This window comes from Archangium violaceum (genome assembly GCF_016887565.1).
In the GTDB taxonomy this organism is placed as follows: Bacteria; Myxococcota; Myxococcia; order Myxococcales; family Myxococcaceae; genus Archangium; species Archangium violaceum_B.
Genome location: NZ_CP069396.1, coordinates 81,522 through 99,231 on the forward strand (window position 1 = coordinate 81,522; position 17,710 = coordinate 99,231).

Consider the following 17,710-nt stretch of genomic DNA (forward strand, 5'->3'; position numbering starts at 1 on the left):
GAGTCCCTGGTCTCTGCTGTGCCCGAAGGGCGGGCCGGGCGCCAGAGGGGGTGGCGTTTTGAAACCCGCGGGCTACCTTGGGGCGAAGGTGTGGCACCCTGCCCGGCACCTTCACGCTCTCCCTGTGTGGTGCGAATGCGCGGACTTCGCGGTCATCCCTCTTCAGAGACTTCAAGCGACACGAGGACGGGGTTCGTCCGGGTTCGGGGGGCGCGCGAGCACAACCTGAAGAACGTGGACGTCGAAATCCCACGGGACGCCCTGGTCGTCTTCACGGGGGTGTCCGGGTCGGGCAAGTCCTCGCTGGCGTTCGGGACGCTCTACGCGGAGGCCCAGCGGCGGTACTTCGAGTCGGTGGCCCCGTACGCGAGGCGGCTGATCGACCAGGCCGGAGTCCCCGAGGTGGATGCGATCGACGGGCTGCCGCCAGCGGTGGCGCTGCAGCAGCACCGGGGCGCGCCGACGACGCGCTCGTCGGTGGGGAGCGTGACGACGATCGCCAACTCGCTGCGGCTGTTGTACTCGCGAGCGGGGAGCTACCCGCCGAACCAGCCGCACCTGGACTCGGACGCGTTCTCGCCGAACACACCGGCGGGGGCGTGTCCGAACTGCCATGGACTGGGCCGGGTGTACGAGGTGACCGAGCGCTCGATGGTGCCGGATGACTCGCTGACCATTCGCGAGCGGGCGGTGGCGGCGTGGCCGCCGGCGTGGCACGGGCAGAACCTGCGCGACATCCTGGTGACGCTCGGTTACGACGTGGACCGCCCGTGGAGGGAGCTGCCCCAGAAGGACCGGGAGTGGATCCTCTTCACGGAGGAGCAGCCGACGGTGCCGGTGTACGCGGGCTTCACGCCGGCGGAGACGCGGCGGGCGCTCAAGCGCAAGGAGCCTCCCAGCTACATGGGGACGTTCACGAGCGCCAGGAAGTACGTGTTGCAGACCTTCGCCACGACGCAGAGCGCGCTGATGAAGAAGCGCGTGTCGCAGTACATGGTGAGCGGGGCGTGCCGGCTGTGCCAGGGCAAGCGGCTGCGTCGCGAGTCGCTGTCGGTCACCTTCGCGGGGCTGGACATCGGCGAGCTGTCGAGGCTGCCGTTGAAGCGGGTGGCGGACATCTTGAAGCCGGCGACGGACGGGACGGCCCCTGGGGCGGCGAAGCTGGCGCGGGAGCACCCGGAGAAGGCGCTGGTGGCCGAGCGGATCGCGAAGGATCTGCTGGGGCGAATCCAGGTGCTGACGGAGCTGGGGCTGGGGTACCTGTCGCTGGAGCGGAGCACGCCGACGCTCTCGCCCGGGGAGCTCCAGCGGCTGCGGCTGGCGACGCAGGTTCGCTCGAACCTGTTTGGCGTGGTGTACGTGCTCGACGAGCCGTCGGCGGGGCTCCATCCGGCGGACACCGAGGCGTTGCTGAAGGCGCTCGACCAGCTGAAGGGCTCGGGGAATTCGCTGTTCGTGGTGGAGCACGAGGTGGACGTCATCCGGCACGCGGACTGGGTGGTCGACGTCGGACCGGCCGCGGGCGAGAAGGGCGGGCAGATCCTCTACAGTGGCCCGCTGGAAGGGCTCGAAGCGGTGAAGGCGTCGCAGACGCGGCGCTACCTCTTCGGGGCGGGGGAGACCGTGCCGCGCCGCACACCGCGCTCACCCAAGGGGTGGCTGCGGCTCGAGGGCGTCACCCGCAACAACCTGCACGGCCTGGAGGTCGAATTCCCGCTGGGCGTCTTCACCACGGTGACGGGCGTCTCGGGCTCGGGGAAGTCGAGTCTGGTGAGCCAGGTGTTGGTGGAACTGGTGGCCGAGCAGCTCGGTCATGAGCTCCCCGAGGACGAGGAGGAGGGTGAGGAGCTGGAGCGGGCCGTAGTGCTGACCACGGGGGGCCGGATCGCCGACGGGATGGAGGGCATCAAGCGGCTGGTGCGAGTGGACCAGAAGCCGATCGGGCGCACGCCGAGGTCGAACCTGGCGACGTACACGGGGCTGTTCGACAGCGTGCGGAAGCTCTTCGCGGGGACGAAGGCGGCGCGGGCGCGGCGCTACGACGTGGGGCGGTTCTCGTTCAACGTGGCGAAGGGACGCTGCGAGACGTGCGAGGGCGAGGGCTTCGTGAGCGTCGAGCTGCTCTTCCTGCCGAGCGTCTATGCGCCGTGCCCGACGTGTCACGGTGCGCGCTACAACGCGAAGACGCTGGAGATCGAGTACCGGGGGAAGAACATCGCCGATGTGCTGGGGATGACGGTGGATGCGGCCCACGAGTTCTTCGCCGAGGAGCCGCAGGTGCTGCGCTCGCTGAGCGTGTTGCGAGAGGTGGGCCTGGGCTACTTGAGGCTGGGCCAGCCAGCGACGGAGCTTTCGGGCGGAGAGGCACAGCGGATCAAGCTCGCGACGGAGCTGCAACGGGTGCAGCGAGGCAACACGCTCTACATCCTGGACGAGCCCACGACGGGACTGCATCCGGCGGACGTGGACAAGCTGATGGCGCAGTTGGATGGGCTGGTGGAGTCGGGCAACACCGTCATCCTGGTCGAGCACGACATGCGAGTGATCGCGGCGAGCGACTGGGTCATCGACATGGGCCCGGGCGCCGGTGACGAGGGAGGCCGGGTGGTGGCATCGGGAACGCCCGCCGAGGTCGCCACCTCGTCAGCCAGTCGCACCGCGCCATTCCTGGCGCGTGTCGTGGGTTGAGTTCCCCGCACGGAGGTCAGCGGAGTGGGGGACTGACGGTGTGGAGTTCTTGACCCGTCAGGGGGCGTGTGGTCCGGTCCTGACGCTGCGTCATTCCTCGTGGCGCTCGGGTACGGGACCGGACGATGAACACGCTGACGAAGTTCTCGATCAAGAAGTTCAGGAACGTTGCTCCGACGACCCTCGAGTTCCGCCCTGGTCTCAATGTGCTTCTCGGCAAGAACGCGGCCGGAAAGACGACCCTCCTTCGCTTGTTGTCCACGGCGGTGGGAGTTCCAGACGAGGCGCTCGAGGACGATGTGCTTGATGTGAGCTACCGCGTCTCCGGCGGGTTGCTCGACTTCGAGCACACGATCAAGAAGGTGCGGAGCAAGGAGCCGGCCCTTTCTCTCGATCCGGATCGACCCGTCGGAGAAGAACTCTCCAGCATCCAGCAAACCAACTCATTCGTCTTCGAGAAAAATGGCGTGGTCGTCATGAGCGCCGAAGTTCGCCCGAACGAAGTCGTACTCGAAAGGTCAGGCAAGCGGAGTCGTGTAGAGCTTCGATTTCTGAATGCACCGTTTACCTCCCTGTATCAGGCCCTGGTGATGAGTGAACGGGACTCCGCGTCGGCGGAACTGGCGAAAGCGATCTTCTTGGCGGAAATCAAGAGCGCGGGCCGCATGGACGAAAGCCTTGAGCGATTCAACAGGTTGCTTGGGGTGGAGGTGAGAAGAACAGATGCTGCTTCTGTTCGTCGCTGGTGGAATCTTGTGGAACTTCCACGATCAATTTCCAAAGTATTGAGGTTGTTGAAGCCAACACCAGAGGAAACATCGGCGATGTTCCCGGTGGATTTTCTCGAACGAGCCGCGCGCGTGCTCGGTTATGACTCCGCGAATGCGCGCTTCGATATTGAACGGCTCAGTGCAGGACCGAACCGACAGACTGTGCGCTTCAGCAATCTCCGGTTCTTCTTCAAACGACCTGGCGAGGAAGTCTCCCATGACCTGCTCAGCTACGGTCAAAAGCGATTGCTCGCTTTCTTCGCTCATGCTGACGCATCGGAAGATCTGATCATCGCGGACGAGCTCGTCAACGGCCTCCATCACGAGTGGATCCGGGCGTGTCTGGACGAAATCGGGGAGCGGCAGGCGTTCTTGACGAGCCAGAACCCTCTGCTGCTTGATTTCTTGCGGTTCGACAGCGTTGACGAGGTCCGTCGTACGTTCATCCTTTGCGAGCGCACCAGCGGTGAATCCGGTGCACAGCTCGTCTGGCGCAATCCCACGATGGACGAAGCCGAGTCCTTCTTCCTGGCGTACCAGACAGGGATTCAACGTGTCTCGGACATCCTGCTCACCAAGGGGCTCTGGTGACATGTCATGGAAGCCCGCGCACGTATCCTCGTCCTGACCGAGGACTCTGGTAATCAGGCGCAGCCGACGATCCAGAAGCTCTTGAAGGAGGCGTTCAAGCTCGTGGTGGAGGGTGTCGATTTGAATCCGAATCGGATTCGACTCGAACCCCTGCCCGAGAACGACCGAGCGCGCAACGCGGTCCGTGCCAACCAGTGGAAGGAACGGCCACCGACTCGGGAGACGATTGTTCTTCTCGAGCTGATCGCCGCTCAAGTGATGCAGCCGACGGGGTTCGTCGTCTTCCACTTCGATACGGACCGTGTGTGGACCGATCGCCATGAGAGCGAGCACCGTCAGAAGTTCGAGGAGATCATCCGAGATGGTGTGCGTCGTGTCCTGCGCGGCGAGACCGCGAGGCCCAGCGATCCGCGCCCTCGTCCGAAACTGACGGAAGAGCAGATCCAAACGGCCCTGGATCGTCTCGTCATCCTGTCTCCCTGCTACAGCATCGAGTCCTGGCTCTACCAGGCAACGAAGGAACTGCTCGAGTATTGCCGAGGGGAACACGAGCTCGAGGAGCACGTGCAACTCATCGAATCGTGGTCCGCGAATCGGGCGCTCCTCGACGACGTCTTCAAACCCAAGGACGATGCTCTGCCGTGTGTCGCTGACCACTACAACGAAGAGCTCGCCAAGGCCTTCCCGGCTGGAGACGTGTGGCTCGCCGAGCGGTCATTCTTCGAATCCGTCGAGCGACTTCGCTCCTGCTCCGCGCTGGTCAAGGCGCTCGGGTACGAATGAGGTGGTGTCCCCGCCGATGAAAAGGTGGCGGGGACGCCGAGCCGAGGTAGCGCGCGGCTCCTACGCCGCCGTCTCCAGGCGGGTGACGTAGGGGGCGGGCTCGAAGCGGTCGGTGGTGATGAACCCCGCGGGCGCGGACACCAGCTGTGGCAGGCGGTTGAGCACGACGGCGCACGTGAGCGCGGGCGTCGCAGGCTGGCGGATCGTCACCGTCGTGTCCGGCTCGCCCCGGAGCGTCCACTCGTTGAGGTCCACCTCGCCCGGCGCGTAGATCTTCCCCACGCAGTGCGTCTCGATGACCGGGCCCTCGTGCGTCTCCGTCACCACCACCGCCTTCATGCCCGTGGCGTGCCCGGCGGGAATCTCGCGGCCCAGGCTCGTCGAGCGCAGCGCCTCCGTGTGCGTGGTGGGCAGCAATTGCTGGCGCATGTCGCGCACGCGCCAGCCCAGCCGCGCGCACAGCCATTCATTGGAATTCCAGACGTAGGCGGGCGTGTTGCTCGCGCCAATCTTGGTCGCGAAGGTGTCCGGGTCCAGTCCGACGCCGTGCTTCTGCGCCACCGCGCTCCCGTAGTCATCGACGTTGTACTGCGTCAGCCCCACGATGCGGTCGATGCGGTGCGTGGAGCCGGCCAGCACGGTGATGAGGTTGCCCCAGAACACGTCCTGGTAGCCCGAGCCGGTAATGGTGCACCCGTTGGCCTTGGCCAGCCGGTCCAACTCCTCGGTCAGTTCCTTCGAGGTGGTCCAGGGGAAGAACGCCTCCTCCCCGATGGTGATGGCATTGACGCCGTGGCGCGCGGCCATGCGCAGCGGGTCGGCCATCTCGCTCACCGTGCTTCGCGTGCACAGGATGCACACGTCGGCCCGAGCCTCGCGGAAGACGGCCTCGGCCTGCTCGGGAGGGTGGATGCGCACCCCCAGGGGCTTGCCCAGCCCGGCCACCTCCCCCGCGTCCCGGTCCCGCCGTGCCGCGTTGTGGTCGATGGCTCCCACCAGCTCGGCGCCCTTCTCGCGCAACGTGCGGATGAGGATCTGCCCCATCATGCCGCAACCCCACTGAATGATCCGGATCGGTCTCTTGCTCATCCTCTTCCCCCAGGTTCTCGGTGAGGGGGGCACGATACCCGATGGGGTGCGGAGACGGTGTCAAAGAGACCGAGCCCCGAGCCACTCACTGCCCGAGTGATTGGGGCGGCGGTGGGGCAAGCATGGCGGTCGTGTAACACTCCCCCTGGTACTCGTAGAGTTCCTCCGGACACGGGGCCTTGATTTTGTGAGGCACCCAGCAGGCGCCCATGATCTCCACCTCGATACGAGGGGTGCAGGGAGGGCGCTTCTGCCCTTTGTAGGGCTTGCGCGGAAAAGGGTGGGCCAGGACCGGGGGTCCCCCGTCCGCAGTGCCCCTGAGTGAATGGCCCGTGAGGGGCATCGCCGTGTCCGTCGTCACCTCGTCGCTCATGGGCGCTGGTGTGGCGCTCGCCAGATGCTCTGAGCCGCCTGGCGGTGAGGAGACAGGCCCCGTGCGGACCAGGACGAAAGCGAGTGCGCACACCGCGGCGGCACTCGCCAGCACCAACCCCAGGCGTCTCCACCGGCGAGGCTCGTCGGAGGCGGGGAGGGCGTCGGCCATGCGCCTCACTCCCTCGCGCAGGTCCTCCAACTGGCACACCAGCGCCTCCACCGAGTGTCTGTCGGGAGCAACGGACCAGCTCGAGTCCTCCACTTCCAGGGCCAGGTAGCTGTCAGAAGCCGAGGAGACGCAATTCACCCGCCAGTCCTTCAGCGGCACCTCGCCCTTCACGGTGGTGGGCACGAGCACCAGGGCCGTCACCCCGCTCCGCTCATGCGTGGCCCGGTAGAGCTCGCCCCGGCTGTGCTCGTCCCGCGGCACCTGCTCACGCAGTTGGTACGGTCCCACCCGCTCCGCTTCTTCCCAGCTCGACTCGGGCTTCTTCTCCACGCGTGCTCCTCGCTGGCCTCTCCGCCTGTTCGAGGCCTGACGTGCCTGTTTGCATCGGACCGGCCCCCCGATCCAGGAGTTGCACGGTGCATCAGGCGATTCCTACCCCCCGGGTCTCGCTGTCAGGGCGGGAGGGCGCCGGCCACGCTCTCGCCACGCACGTCGAAGTTGCGGAAGCCGGCACAGGGCTTCTTGAGCTTCAGCATGTACGGCAGCGAGCGCCACGTCATCCGCGTCCAGGCCACCACCCGCCTCAGGGACGACGGCTGGAGCGACAGGGCCCGCGACGGCGCCAGTGCGTCCAGCGCCACGTAGCGCAGCGTGTACCGGCCCAGGCCCTCGAGCTCCTCCTGGATGGACAGCGCCCGCTCCCGCAGCTCGGGCGCGAGCTGGCCGGCCAGCGTCTCCGTCATCAGCACGTACTCGCGGATGGGCACCGCGTTCTTCAGCATCCGGTGGACGACGATGACGTCCACGCCGCCCAGCTCGGTGAAGTGCTTCACCCGCTGGAGGGCCACCTCGCCCTGGTGCACGACGAACTTGAGGGTGAGCTGCTCCACCTGGGTGCAGCCCTCGCAGGTGCATGTCCGGTCGATGCGCAGCAGCTCCTTGCGCCGCTCGAAGGCCTCGTGGATGGCTTTCACCACCGGGGCCACGTCCACCCGGGAGTCCTCGGACAGCGGGGCGTAGAAGAAGGCCGCGTCGCCCTCCAGCTTGGCCAGCTCGAGCGGCGAGGCCGCGCCGTCGATCACCGCCTCCAGCAACTGCGTCACCATGTCATGGGCATGGGCCAGGTTGATGGCGTGCGTCTTCAGGAAGCGCGTGTATCCGCCGATATCCGCGATGAGGAGCAGGGCGCGCCGGGTTGCCATGGTGGGTGGTGTTTGACACCGTTCCGGAAGTCCAGCAACTCTTCCTCGCTGGTGTCGAGAATCATCTCAGGTCCAGTTCCCCGAGGATCGCATGACTCGCGTCTCTGGTAGCAACACGCCCCGCATCCAGTCGACCCAGCCCGCCCGCCAGCAGCCGGAGCCCGTCCAGACGGCACAGGCGGAGGCCACGCCGCAGCGCGTGCAACTGCACTCGCGTGACACCTTCGAGACTGGCAATCCGGGGCTCGATGCCATCAATGCCGCGCAGCTCCTTCCCGGAAGGGATCACACCTGCGTCACCACCGTGCGCGCCAACCTCCAGCGCGCGGGCCTGCAGGGCTTGCCGAGCACCACGAGTCAGGATGGCAACAACCCGCGCGGGATGATGGTGCAGATGCTCCAGAGCGGGCACTGGCATTCGGCGGCCATCCCCGGCGCGACGCAGCGGGCCATCACCAGTCCCTACGGAACCGTGCAGGCGCAGGTGCTCTCGGGCGATGCGTACATGGCCGCCGCGCGCGACGGGCAGATCCCCGAGGGCTCGGTGGTGTTCCAGACCCGGCACCCGGCTGGGTGGGCCTACGGCGGGGGCTCGCGCGGCAGCGATGTGGGCATCGTGCGCGACGGCGGCATCTTCAACTACCGGCAGTTCAGCGGCATGTCGGTCTACGGCAACAACCTGAGCGAGGTCGTCGTGCTGCAGCCGGGCGCACGCTGACCCGAGCGTTCGCCTCCCCCCCGAGACTTCGAGCCTCATCGCTCGGGCGTTGGTACATCTGCCACCAACGCCCAGTGTCCCCGCTCGAAGCGTTTGACTCCGTTCAGGCTCCTTGCCGCTGCGTGGAGGGGCTTCTCTTCACAACCCTCGCGCTCGGACTTCAGCCTCTACGGCAGCGCAATAACCAGGAGGAGTCACTGACGGAGTTGTTCCGTTTGGAGGCACGGCCACGCCGAGCTTCCGGAGTTTCTCCCGGTATGTCGTCCAGTTGTCGTTCACTTCGATAGGCACGAGCGGCTCTGGCCCATCTTGCGTCTTTTTCAGTGGAACAAACCGGACTTGTCCTGAGGCTTTGGCTGCTGCGTTTTCCTTCCAGGCGCCCTCGCCACCAAGCTGCACGCTGCGGAAGATGGCCTCCCGAGTCACAGGCGATACCCCATTCTCGGCCATTGCAAGGCGCATGATCAGATCCGCCTGGTCTCGGGAACACCCCTGAGTCCAATACAGATAATCGTGCACAACCGCTGCCCATTGATACTGACCAAATGGAGCATATACAGCCCAGAACGAACGAGGAACACTGGCGAAATCAGTAACGAAGCCCGCGGGAACCACGATGACCTCACGGGTATTGCCAATCCGGTACTCTACATCTCTAAGCACCACCCAGTCGTGACCATCGGCGAATGGCTCGACGGGTACAGGTCTGATCGAGGCACATCCGGAGCCAACGACGAGGAAGACCACCAGGCAATGTAAATGAAACGTGGACGTTTTCATCTTCCACCCTCCCAACAGGGGATCTGCAGCGCGAGCCAGAATGCCTCACGTATCATAGCGCGCGCGCTGAAATCGGTGTCGTCGGGAGCGGCGAGAGCTGCCAGGGGGCTCGTACGCGGCCTGACGGCTCGAGTTCGCTGCTCAAGCGGGTCGCAGGCCGTCCAGCAGGATGGTCAGGTAGCGCTCGGCCAGTGCCCGCCGGTCCTCTCCGATGCGCACGGCGTGCTCGATGCCGCACATCAGCCTCTGGATGTCGTCGGCGCCTATCTCGGCCCGCACGAGCCCGGCCCGGTGGGCCCGCTTCAGCAATCGGTCGTTCGCCGCGAACAGCTCGGCCTTCAGTCGTGACGTTTGCGTGTGTGCGTCCCGCTGCGCGTTGAGCACCTCCGCCAGGCCCACGTCGGCCAGTAGCAGGTCCAGCACCGCGCGCAGGAAGCGCCTCAGGCCGAGCCGCGCATCCTCGGCCTCCTCCGCCGCCCGTGCCTGGTCCAGCAGCGCCTGGAGGTGCTCGTTCACCAGCGCCTCGAGCAGGTCCTGGCGCGTGGGGAAGTGGCGGTACACCGTCCCGACTCCCACTCCCGCCGCTCGCGCTATCTGGTTCATCTGCAGGGATGCGTCGCCACTGGCCAGCAGCTCGCGGGCCACCGCCAACACGCGCTCGCGGTTGCGGGCCGCATCCGCGCGCAGCGGGCCCTCTTCTCGCGGCGGCTCCTCCCGTTTCTTCATGGCTCCATCCTAACAAACCGGATGGTTCCGTCCGAATGGATTGCGTATCCGTTTCGCCCTCCGTATATCTCGTCCCGAAGCGGATGCGTCATCCGTTTTCTTGTGGAGGAGGTCGCCATGAAGACAGAAGGACACGGTCGGACCGCGCTCATCACGGGGGCGAGCTCTGGCATCGGGCTCGAATTGACCCGCAGGTTGCTCTCCGAGGGCTGGCAGGTCATCGCGCTGAACCGCTCCGGCTTCCCCGAGGGCGATGCCCTGCTCCAGGCGTCCCAGGGCCGGAAGCAGCTTCGCGTCTACCGGGCCGACCTCACCGACTTCGACAGCCTGAAGCTGGCGCTGGGGCAGCTCAAGGCCACGGAAGAGAAGATCGATGTGCTGTTCAACAACGCGGGCGGAAGCTTCGAGTCACTCAGCTTCTCCAAGCAGGGGCGTGAGTTGCACTTCGAGGTGCAGACGGTCGTGCCCTACATCCTCATCATGGAGCTGAAGGAGCACCTGCGGAGGGGGGCGTCGAAGACCGTCATCAACACCTCCAGCAACGTCTTCAGGACCACCAGGCGATTCGATCCCGACACGCTGGAGCGTCCAGTGGCCTTCAAGAAACTCTTCGGTCCGTATTCGACGACCAAACTGGCGATGACCCTGTGGACCCGGGAGCTCGCTCCGCAACTCGCCGCCGAGGGAATCAAGCTCCTGGGCGTGGACCCCGGACCCAACAACACCCTGCGAAGCGGGAAGACGTCAGGGTTTCCCTTCTATATGAAGCCGCTCGTCCGGCTGTTCTTCCCGCCTCCCAGCCGAGGTGCCTCGCGTCTGTACGACGCGGCCCTGGGCGCGAGCGGGATACCGTCGGGCGCCTACGTGTCGAATGGCAAGGTGGCGGAGCTCGGGTTCGCCGAGCAGGGCCGGAAGGTGCTGGAGATGGTGCGCGCCATCCATGAGCGGGAGTTCGTGGCGCGCACCAATGCGCACGCCGTCCCGGACACCTTGCGTGGCACGGACGCCGGGGCTCGGGTGTAGGACGCCCCGGCCGACCGGAGCGCGTCAGATGCAGTACGGGGTGCCGTAATCGGAGATCCGGCACGCATACCCGCTGGCACAGTACCCGCTCGAGGGACACGGCTTCCGGCAGAGCTCCTCGTCGACACAGATCGTCCCCGAGGGGCAGTACATGTCCGGGTACCGGCAGGCCAGCCCCTGCTCCACGGTGTCGAGCGTGTCCGGCGTGTCCATGTCGGTGCTCCCGCCGCAGCCCATCAGCATCCCCATCGAGATCGCCACGGCACACACCAGTCGTCGCATGTTGTTCCTCCGGTTTTGCTTGGAGGACGAACCATACGCGGTGTGGTGTGGCATTGCCTAGCGTGCGGCCTCCAGCCGTCGCAATTGAGTGGCGAGACTGGCGAAGAAGGCCGCGCGGAAGCGGTCCAACAGAGCGAGCTGCGGCTCCGTGCCACGGTACTCACCCTGCCACCGCAGCGTGGTCGTGCCCGCGGAGTGCTCGACGGACACGACGGCTCCGCCCGCCAGGTGGTGGCTCTGCAGGGATGCGTACTCCAGCAAGCGCGGGGGCTCGAAACGCACCAGGCGGTAGTGCAGCACCGCGCCTCCTGGCTGGATCTGCTCGGCGAGCACCGAGCCCTCGGCGAGCGGAGGCCGCAGCGTGCTCACGGTGGACACGTCGTTGGCCCAGAGCACCGCATCCCGCGAGCTCAGCAGCGCGCGCGTGAGCTCCGCCCAGAGGCTCTCGGGCGGGAGCGTCGTCGGGAGCGTCTCGGTGAAGCGCCGCACCTGGGCGTCCGGAGCGGGCGTCTTCAGCGGGAGCGTGGAGGGGTCGAGCGCGGTTTCAGTCATGGTGCCCGCGACAGTACCTCCCCAGGCGCTCCGGAGTCAGAGCGTTCGGGGGTCGTAGTCGTGGTCGGACTCGAGCCGATGGATCGCCCACAGTGCCTCCTGCCGTAGCGTCCACATGCCACGGCAGGAGGCCGTGTCGGTGGCCGCGATGACCCGAAGCCTGGGCAGTATCCGCGCATCATTCTGGCAGGCCAACGCGTAGATGCTCCAGAAGCGCACTTCGGGTGCCGGGTCATCGAGCCCGCGCATCAGTGAATCGATGATGTGCCGGTAGCGGCGCTGCCATCGGTGCCTGAATCCGGAAAGGTGCCAGCCCAGGGCTTCGGCGGCCTGGGCCCGGACCACCGGCGCCTCGTCCAGGTTCGCGAACACGCGTCGCAGGAGCACGAGGTGCCGCGAAGAGATGTTCGCGAACACGAACCCGTACACCGCGGCCTCGCGAAGCTCGGGGGCTCCTGGCGAGGTGACGATCCGGACCAGCAGCCGCATTCCTTCCCGGTAGCGTGCGAGCTGGTCCGCGGCTTCCTGGGGACTCAAGGTGGCGTCTCCGCCCCGGAGGGCTCGTTCGAGCATCGCCAACCGTGTCGCATCCCCATGGCGCAACCGCCGTTGGAACCTCGCCATCCGTACACGCTCCTTCGCCGGGTCCGCACGACCCGGAGACTGTCAGGTGAAGTGTTCTCCGGAGTGACGTGGAGCGCGGAGTGGACATGACACGTTGTCCGACAGGTGGACGCGATGTCTGGGACGCCTTAAGAGCAGTCCCCGCAGGTGGTCACGCGGTTACAGGGGATTGCTCATGCTCACTCGTGTTCTGGAACCCAGGGCCAACGCCAGCTACGCCTTCCTTCGGATCGTCGCGGGCCTCATGTTCGCCTTCCACGGCGTTCAGAAGATCTTCGGCGTCCTGTCGGAGTTCCAGCCGCCGGTCGGAAGCCAGCTCTGGTTCGGTGGGGTGATCGAGCTCGTCTGCGGCCTCGCCATCGCGGTGGGGTTCTTCACGCGCTGGGCCGCCTTCCTGGCGAGCGGGACCATGGCCGTCGCCTACATCCAGTTCCACTGGAAGCTCGCCTTTGGCGCGAACTTCCTGCCCGGGGTGAACAAGGGCGAGCTGGCGCTGCTGTACGCCGTGCTGTTCCTCTACATCGCCTGTCGCGGCGCGGGCATGTGGAGCCTGGACCGCCGGTCCAGATGACGTGGCGGTCAACGGCGCGTCAGGAAATCCCTTCCACCTCAGTGTATAGGTGACACCATCAGGGAGTGCCTGACATGCCCATCGAGTTCTATTCGGTCCAGGATGACTACGGCTGCTTCTCCAACTTCTCCGCGCATCCCATCTCCCTGGAGGGAAAGCGCTGGCCCACCACCGAGCACTACTTCCAGGCCCAGAAGTTCGCCGGGACCGATGAGGCGTACGCGGAGCGGATTCGCACGGCCTCCAGCCCGATGATCGCCGCGCGTCTCGGCCGCAGCCGCAAGCATCCCCTGCGCCGGGATTGGGAGTCGGTGAAGGATGACGTCATGCGCCGGGCCGTCCTCGCCAAGTTCGAGACGCACGCCGACGCCCGCGCGGTACTGCTGTCCACCGGCGAGGAGGTGCTCATCGAGAAGACCACCCAGGACCACTACTGGGGCTGTGGTTCGACGGGCACCGGCAAGAACCGGCTCGGGCGGATCCTCATGGAGGTTCGTGCCCGGCTGCGCGGTTGAACCCGGGCCCGTCAGTCGAGCAGCTGCATGAGGTCGGCCCGGGTGATGGCCGCGGCCCCGGAGGCGCCACCGAGCGCGGACTCGAAGAGCGCGCGCTTCTTCTCCTGCAGGGTGAGGATCTTCTCCTCCACCGTGCCCTGGGACACCAGCCGGTACACCATCACCGGCCGCTGCTGGCCGATGCGGTGCGCACGGTCCGCCGCCTGCGCCTCCACGGACGGATTCCACCACGGGTCCACCAGGAAGACGTGATCCGCCGCCGTGAGGTTCAGTCCCGTGGCTCCCGCCTTGAGCGAAATCAACATCACCGGTGGGCCCTTCGGGTCCTGGAACGACTCGGCCACCGCGCCACGGTTGCTCGTGCCGCCGTCGAGCCGGATGAACCCGATGCCCGCCTCTTTCAGCTCCGGCTCGATGAGGTCCAACATGGACGTCCACTGCGAGAAGATGAGCGCCTTGTGCCCGTCCTCCACCGCCGTGCCGAGCGCTTCTATCAGCGCCTGCACCTTGGAGGACGTCTTCGCCTGCTGCCCCGGCACCAGCGCCGGGTGGCACGCCGCCTGTCTCAGCCGCAGCAGCGCCTCCAGCGCCTTGAGCACGCTGCCGCCCTCCTCGAGCTGCGACACCACCTCCTCGCGCGTCGCCGCGTACACCGCGTCATAGACGGCGCGCTCCCGCTCGTTGAGCGTGACGTGCCGCACCGACTCGGTGCGCGGCGGCAGCTCGGGCGCCACGTCCCGCTTGAGCCTGCGCAGCACGAAGGGACGGATGCGCGCGCGCAGCTGCTCGGCCGCTCCCTTCTGGTTGTCCGAGACGGGCCTCGACCACCGCTCCTCGAACTCCTTGCGCCCTCCGAGCAGTCCCCGGTTGGTGAAGTGCATCAGGCTCCAGAGCTCCTCGAGCCGGTTCTCGATGGGCGTGCCGCTCAGCGCCACCCGGAAGTTGGCGCGCAATCCGTACGCCGCTCGCGCCACCTGGCTGTCGGGGTTCTTGATGGCCTGGGCCTCGTCCAGCACCACCGTGTCCCACTCCTTCGCCCCGAGCACCTCCGCGTCCAGGCGCAGCAGCGCGTACGTGGTGAGTGTCACGTCGGCCGTCTCGTCCAGGGCCCGGCCGGGGCCGTGGTAGACGGACACCTTCAGCGAGGGACGGAAGCGCTTCACCTCCGCCTCCCAGTTGGGCAGCACGCTCGTGGGCGCCACCACCAGCGTCCCCGGCCCGAGCGTGCAGATGGTCTGCAGCGTCTTGCCCAGACCCATGTCGTCCGCGAGCACGCCGCCCAGGCCCGCCTGCCGCAGGAAGGTGAGCCAGCTGACGCCCTGCAGCTGGTAGGGGCGCAGCGTCGCGGTGAGGTCCTTCGGTGGCCGCACGTCCGGCAGCTTCTCGAAGCCCTGCACCAGCGGCGCCAGCCGCTCCAGCCCGGGCGGGGGAGGGTGCTCCAGCGCGTCGCACAGTCCGGTGAGCTGGGGGATGGCGTGGTTGGCCAGCCGCCCGTCCGCTCCGCGCGCGGCCAGCAGGTCCGCCACGCGCTGGCCGTGCGTCTTCAGCCACGCGGTGGGCAGCGGCGCCCAGCCTCCGCCCTCCAGTGGCACCAGGCCCAGTCCCTCTTCCCACGCGCGCATCACCGCGCCCGCGTCCACCGAGCGCGGCGCGCCCGGTCCCGCTCCCTCCACCTGGAACTCGAACGAGAAGCCCACCTGGGGCACGCCGGAGGCCGTGGCGCCCGCGTCCACCGAGAGCGTGGGACGCAGCTGCACGTTGGGGCTCACCACGCGCGCCGCGTCCCCGGTGAGGCCGCCGCGCCAGCGCCGCAGCTTGTCGGCGAGCTGCACCGCCTCCTTGCCCTGCACCGTCACACGCCGGCCGGGCACCATGTTCAGCTCGTCGCGCAGCTGGTGGATGAGCTTCTGCTCGGCGGGCTCGTCGCGCACGGGCACCGCGCCCTTCAGGTACACCATGCGCCCGTTGTCGATGCGCACCGAGGGCGGCGAGCCGTACACCAGCGTGGGCAGCACCGACAGACCCGAGTCCAGCTGGTCCAGCTCCAGGGAGATGCGCGGCACGAGCGTGCGGTCGATGGGCGGCAGCCGCCGGCTCTTCACGTCCACCGGCATGCGCCGCGCGAAGTCCGGCAGCACCTTCCCGGTGAGCTCTCCCATCTGGTCGGGAGCGAAGACGCGCTCCTGTGGCAGCTTCTCCAGCCGCGCGCCGGTGAGGGCCTGTTCGCCGAGCCGGCACAGCGAGCCTCCACACACCACCACCCCGGGGGTCACCACCTCGGTGACGCGCGGGTCCTTCTCCACCTTGAGCACCGTCTGCTCGCCACGGTCCTCCACGGTGACGCGCGGAAGGAGGGGCTCGCTCGAGACGGACACCAGGTTGCCGTCGAAGAGCACGGTGCGCGCGGGCTCCAGCGCGCGCAGGAGCGCGTCGAGCCGCTCGGGAGGGAGCGCGCCCCGCGTGGGCTTCATCAACAACTTGTCCACGATCAGGTCGCACGGCTCCACCTGGATGCGGGCCGCCTCCACGGGATTGGTGAGCACGGAGGCCAGGCTGCGCGCCAGCAGCCGCGCGGTGTTGTCCGGACGCACCAGCAGGCGTTCGAGCTGAAGCCCTCCGTCCACGCGCTTGAAGCGGTACACCATGCGCTCCGGCTTCGGCGCGGCACCACTGGGGCGCGGGACGGCCTGGGGCGCGGGGGCAGGGGAGGGGGCGCGCGGCGCGGGGGCTCGTGGTGCTGGGGCGCGCGGCGCGGCGGCGCGCTGGGTCACCGTCTGGTGGAGGATGATGGCCGCCGCCACCACGTGCTCGCAGGGGTCCACCCGGCCCCGGCAGTCGCACTCCCAGATGTCGTCCTCCGGGTAGAGCACGGTGGTCAGGGGCGCCGGACGGCCCGTGGCACGCACTCGCAGCACGGCCTCTTCTTCACCGACGGACTGCACCGAGACGGCGCCCGCGCGGGCAAGGCCCATGCCGGCGGACCAGGTATCCGGGCGCGCTTCCCCCCGGACGGTTTCGAGCAGCTCCGCGGTCACAGACATGAGGACCGTCTACCTATCCCCGTGGCGGTCCCCGCGCAAAAAAGGGACCCGGCCGGCAAGGGCCCGCGCCTGGGGGTCATCGCCCCGGGTTCCGAGGGGCATCGAGCAACACGGCGAGGCCGTCGAGCATCCGCCGCATGCCGAACTCGAAGAGCGTGTCGACATCGGACTTCATGTCGGGCTCCGCGCTGAGACGGGCGAGCATCGGGTAGCGTCCCGACGCGAGGATTTCCGCCATCATCGCGTCCAGGGATTGAATCCATTCATCGCTGGTCAGGCCGGTCTCGGCTTGTGCCTCGGCCTCCGCTTCCAGCTCGATGGCGACTCCTCGCACGTAGCCGAGCACCATGATGTGCACGAGCAGCATCGTGTTCAGGTCGAGACCGAGGCCATCCACCGCGCGCAGCGCCCATTCCGTGTGGGCCATGCCACTCGGGATGAGCTGCGGCCGGGTGATGGAGAGCGCCCGCGCGAGCCACGGGTGCCGGTTGTAGAGCGACCATTGCAGCCGCATCACCAGCTCCAGCTGCGCCCGCCAGCCCGGCGGAGGCTCCCGGGGGAGCTCGGCTTCGGCGAACACGGCGTCCGCCATCAGGAGGACCAGCTCGTCCTTGCCGGGCACGTGGCGGTACAGCGACATGGTGGGGACGCCGAGCCTGGCGGCGACACTGCGCATGGACAACGCCGCGAGCCCCTGGGCATCGGCGATGCCGAGTGCGGCGCGCACGATGCGCTCGCGCGTCAGCTCCTGCGTGGAGTCCGGGTCCGCGCGGCGCCGGGAGGGACGCGGTGAGGGCTCGGCTGGAGGCGCGGATGGGGGCTCGGATGGGGCGACCACGGTGCCGACACGGGGGACGGCTCGAACCAGGCCCTCCTGGCGCAGCGTGGCCAACGCCTTGGTCGCGGTCGCGAGCGCCACGCCCCATTCCTTCGCGAGCTGCCGGTTCGAGGGCACCCGGTCTCCGGCGCGCAGCTCGCCGGCCGCGATGCGGCGCCGGAGCTCGGTGACGATTCGGACGTAGGGCGGGTCGGGTCGTTCCTCGGCTCGGTTCACCAGCACCTCCTTCATCCACGCCATTCTGTACTAGTACAGCGGCCATCTCCAGGGCACAGGAGCCTCCGGTGTCCTAGTACAGCTTGCGCTGAAATACCCAGATGCAACCTACGGATTGCACTGGAGTTGGTGGGCCTTTAGATTGAGTAGCGTCGGT

Annotated in this window: 17 protein-coding genes; 7 read left to right on the plus strand and 10 right to left on the minus strand. The window is 67.5% G+C overall.

From position 1 onward, the window contains the following. Positions 1 to 135: 135 nt before the first annotated feature. From uvrA to JRI60_RS00415, 3 genes are all read left to right on the plus strand, one after another. Positions 136 to 2,688 (plus strand): excinuclease ABC subunit UvrA, encoded by a 2,553-nt coding sequence (uvrA, locus tag JRI60_RS00405; protein WP_204223820.1) that lies wholly within the window; start codon positions 136 to 138, stop codon positions 2,686 to 2,688. Positions 2,689 to 2,813: 125 nt separating this feature from the next. Beyond that, the gene (locus JRI60_RS00410) at positions 2,814 to 4,049 is read left to right on the plus strand and encodes an AAA family ATPase (protein WP_204223821.1); all 1,236 of its coding nucleotides are present in this window, start codon (positions 2,814 to 2,816) and stop codon (positions 4,047 to 4,049) included. Positions 4,050 to 4,055: 6 nt separating this feature from the next. Then, entirely contained in the window at positions 4,056 to 4,832 is a 777-nt protein-coding gene (locus tag JRI60_RS00415) for a hypothetical protein (protein ID WP_204223822.1), read from the plus strand. A gap of 60 nt (positions 4,833 to 4,892) precedes the next feature. Here JRI60_RS00415 and JRI60_RS00420 read toward each other — a convergent pair whose 3' ends face one another. The 3 genes from JRI60_RS00420 to JRI60_RS00430 all read right to left on the minus strand — a co-directional run bounded on the left by JRI60_RS00420 (position 4,893) and on the right by JRI60_RS00430 (position 7,667). Continuing rightward, positions 4,893 to 5,921 carry an NAD(P)H-dependent amine dehydrogenase family protein gene (locus tag JRI60_RS00420; protein WP_204223823.1) on the minus strand — a complete coding sequence of 343 codons (1,029 nt, stop codon included), beginning with the start codon at positions 5,919 to 5,921 and terminating at the stop codon, positions 4,893 to 4,895. Between the two features lie 85 nt (positions 5,922 to 6,006). After that, entirely contained in the window at positions 6,007 to 6,795 is a 789-nt protein-coding gene (locus JRI60_RS00425) for a hypothetical protein (protein WP_204223824.1), read from the minus strand. Positions 6,796 to 6,917: 122 nt separating this feature from the next. Then, complete coding sequence (locus JRI60_RS00430; protein WP_204223825.1) at positions 6,918 to 7,667, minus strand: DUF2652 domain-containing protein; 750 nt, start codon at positions 7,665 to 7,667, stop codon at positions 6,918 to 6,920. A 91-nt stretch (positions 7,668 to 7,758) separates the two neighbouring features. On the opposite strand from JRI60_RS00430, the gene JRI60_RS00435 reads away from it, so the two are divergent. Then, positions 7,759 to 8,385, plus strand: coding sequence for a hypothetical protein (locus JRI60_RS00435; protein ID WP_204223826.1), 627 nt, complete (start codon positions 7,759 to 7,761; stop codon positions 8,383 to 8,385). A 138-nt stretch (positions 8,386 to 8,523) separates the two neighbouring features. Here JRI60_RS00435 and JRI60_RS00440 read toward each other — a convergent pair whose 3' ends face one another. After that, positions 8,524 to 9,165, minus strand: a complete 642-nt coding sequence (locus JRI60_RS00440) for a DUF1353 domain-containing protein (protein WP_204223827.1) — start codon at positions 9,163 to 9,165, stop codon at positions 8,524 to 8,526. A 141-nt stretch (positions 9,166 to 9,306) separates the two neighbouring features. Further along, positions 9,307 to 9,891 carry a TetR/AcrR family transcriptional regulator gene (locus JRI60_RS00445; protein WP_204223828.1) on the minus strand — a complete coding sequence of 195 codons (585 nt, stop codon included), beginning with the start codon at positions 9,889 to 9,891 and terminating at the stop codon, positions 9,307 to 9,309. Between the two features lie 117 nt (positions 9,892 to 10,008). Between JRI60_RS00445 and JRI60_RS00450 the strand changes: the two genes are divergently transcribed. Further along, positions 10,009 to 10,914: an SDR family NAD(P)-dependent oxidoreductase gene (locus tag JRI60_RS00450; RefSeq protein WP_204223829.1), complete on the plus strand. Its 906-nt coding sequence runs from the start codon at positions 10,009 to 10,011 to the stop codon at positions 10,912 to 10,914. Between the two features lie 24 nt (positions 10,915 to 10,938). On the opposite strand, the gene JRI60_RS00455 is transcribed toward JRI60_RS00450, so the two are convergent. The 3 genes from JRI60_RS00455 to JRI60_RS00465 are packed head-to-tail and all read right to left on the minus strand — an operon-like array spanning position 10,939 to position 12,372. Next, positions 10,939 to 11,196, minus strand: coding sequence for a hypothetical protein (locus JRI60_RS00455; protein ID WP_204223830.1), 258 nt, complete (start codon positions 11,194 to 11,196; stop codon positions 10,939 to 10,941). Between the two features lie 57 nt (positions 11,197 to 11,253). After that, positions 11,254 to 11,748, minus strand: coding sequence for an SRPBCC family protein (locus JRI60_RS00460; protein ID WP_204223831.1), 495 nt, complete (start codon positions 11,746 to 11,748; stop codon positions 11,254 to 11,256). 36 nt (positions 11,749 to 11,784) lie between these two features. Further along, the gene (locus JRI60_RS00465) at positions 11,785 to 12,372 is read right to left on the minus strand and encodes a HEAT repeat domain-containing protein (RefSeq protein WP_204223832.1); all 588 of its coding nucleotides are present in this window, start codon (positions 12,370 to 12,372) and stop codon (positions 11,785 to 11,787) included. A gap of 175 nt (positions 12,373 to 12,547) precedes the next feature. On the opposite strand from JRI60_RS00465, the gene JRI60_RS00470 reads away from it, so the two are divergent. Beyond that, entirely contained in the window at positions 12,548 to 12,943 is a 396-nt protein-coding gene (locus tag JRI60_RS00470; RefSeq protein WP_204223833.1) for a DoxX family protein, read from the plus strand. A gap of 74 nt (positions 12,944 to 13,017) precedes the next feature. Continuing rightward, on the plus strand, positions 13,018 to 13,458 hold the full coding sequence (locus tag JRI60_RS00475) for an NADAR family protein (protein WP_204223834.1): 441 nt from the start codon (positions 13,018 to 13,020) through the stop codon (positions 13,456 to 13,458). A gap of 11 nt (positions 13,459 to 13,469) precedes the next feature. Here the strand turns inward: JRI60_RS00475 and JRI60_RS00480 are convergent, their stop codons facing one another. Next, positions 13,470 to 16,499 (minus strand): DEAD/DEAH box helicase, encoded by a 3,030-nt coding sequence (locus JRI60_RS00480; protein ID WP_204223835.1) that lies wholly within the window; start codon positions 16,497 to 16,499, stop codon positions 13,470 to 13,472. A gap of 76 nt (positions 16,500 to 16,575) precedes the next feature. Continuing rightward, positions 16,576 to 17,553 carry a TetR/AcrR family transcriptional regulator C-terminal domain-containing protein gene (locus JRI60_RS00485; RefSeq protein ID WP_239470256.1) on the minus strand — a complete coding sequence of 326 codons (978 nt, stop codon included), beginning with the start codon at positions 17,551 to 17,553 and terminating at the stop codon, positions 16,576 to 16,578. Positions 17,554 to 17,710 lie beyond the last annotated feature (157 nt).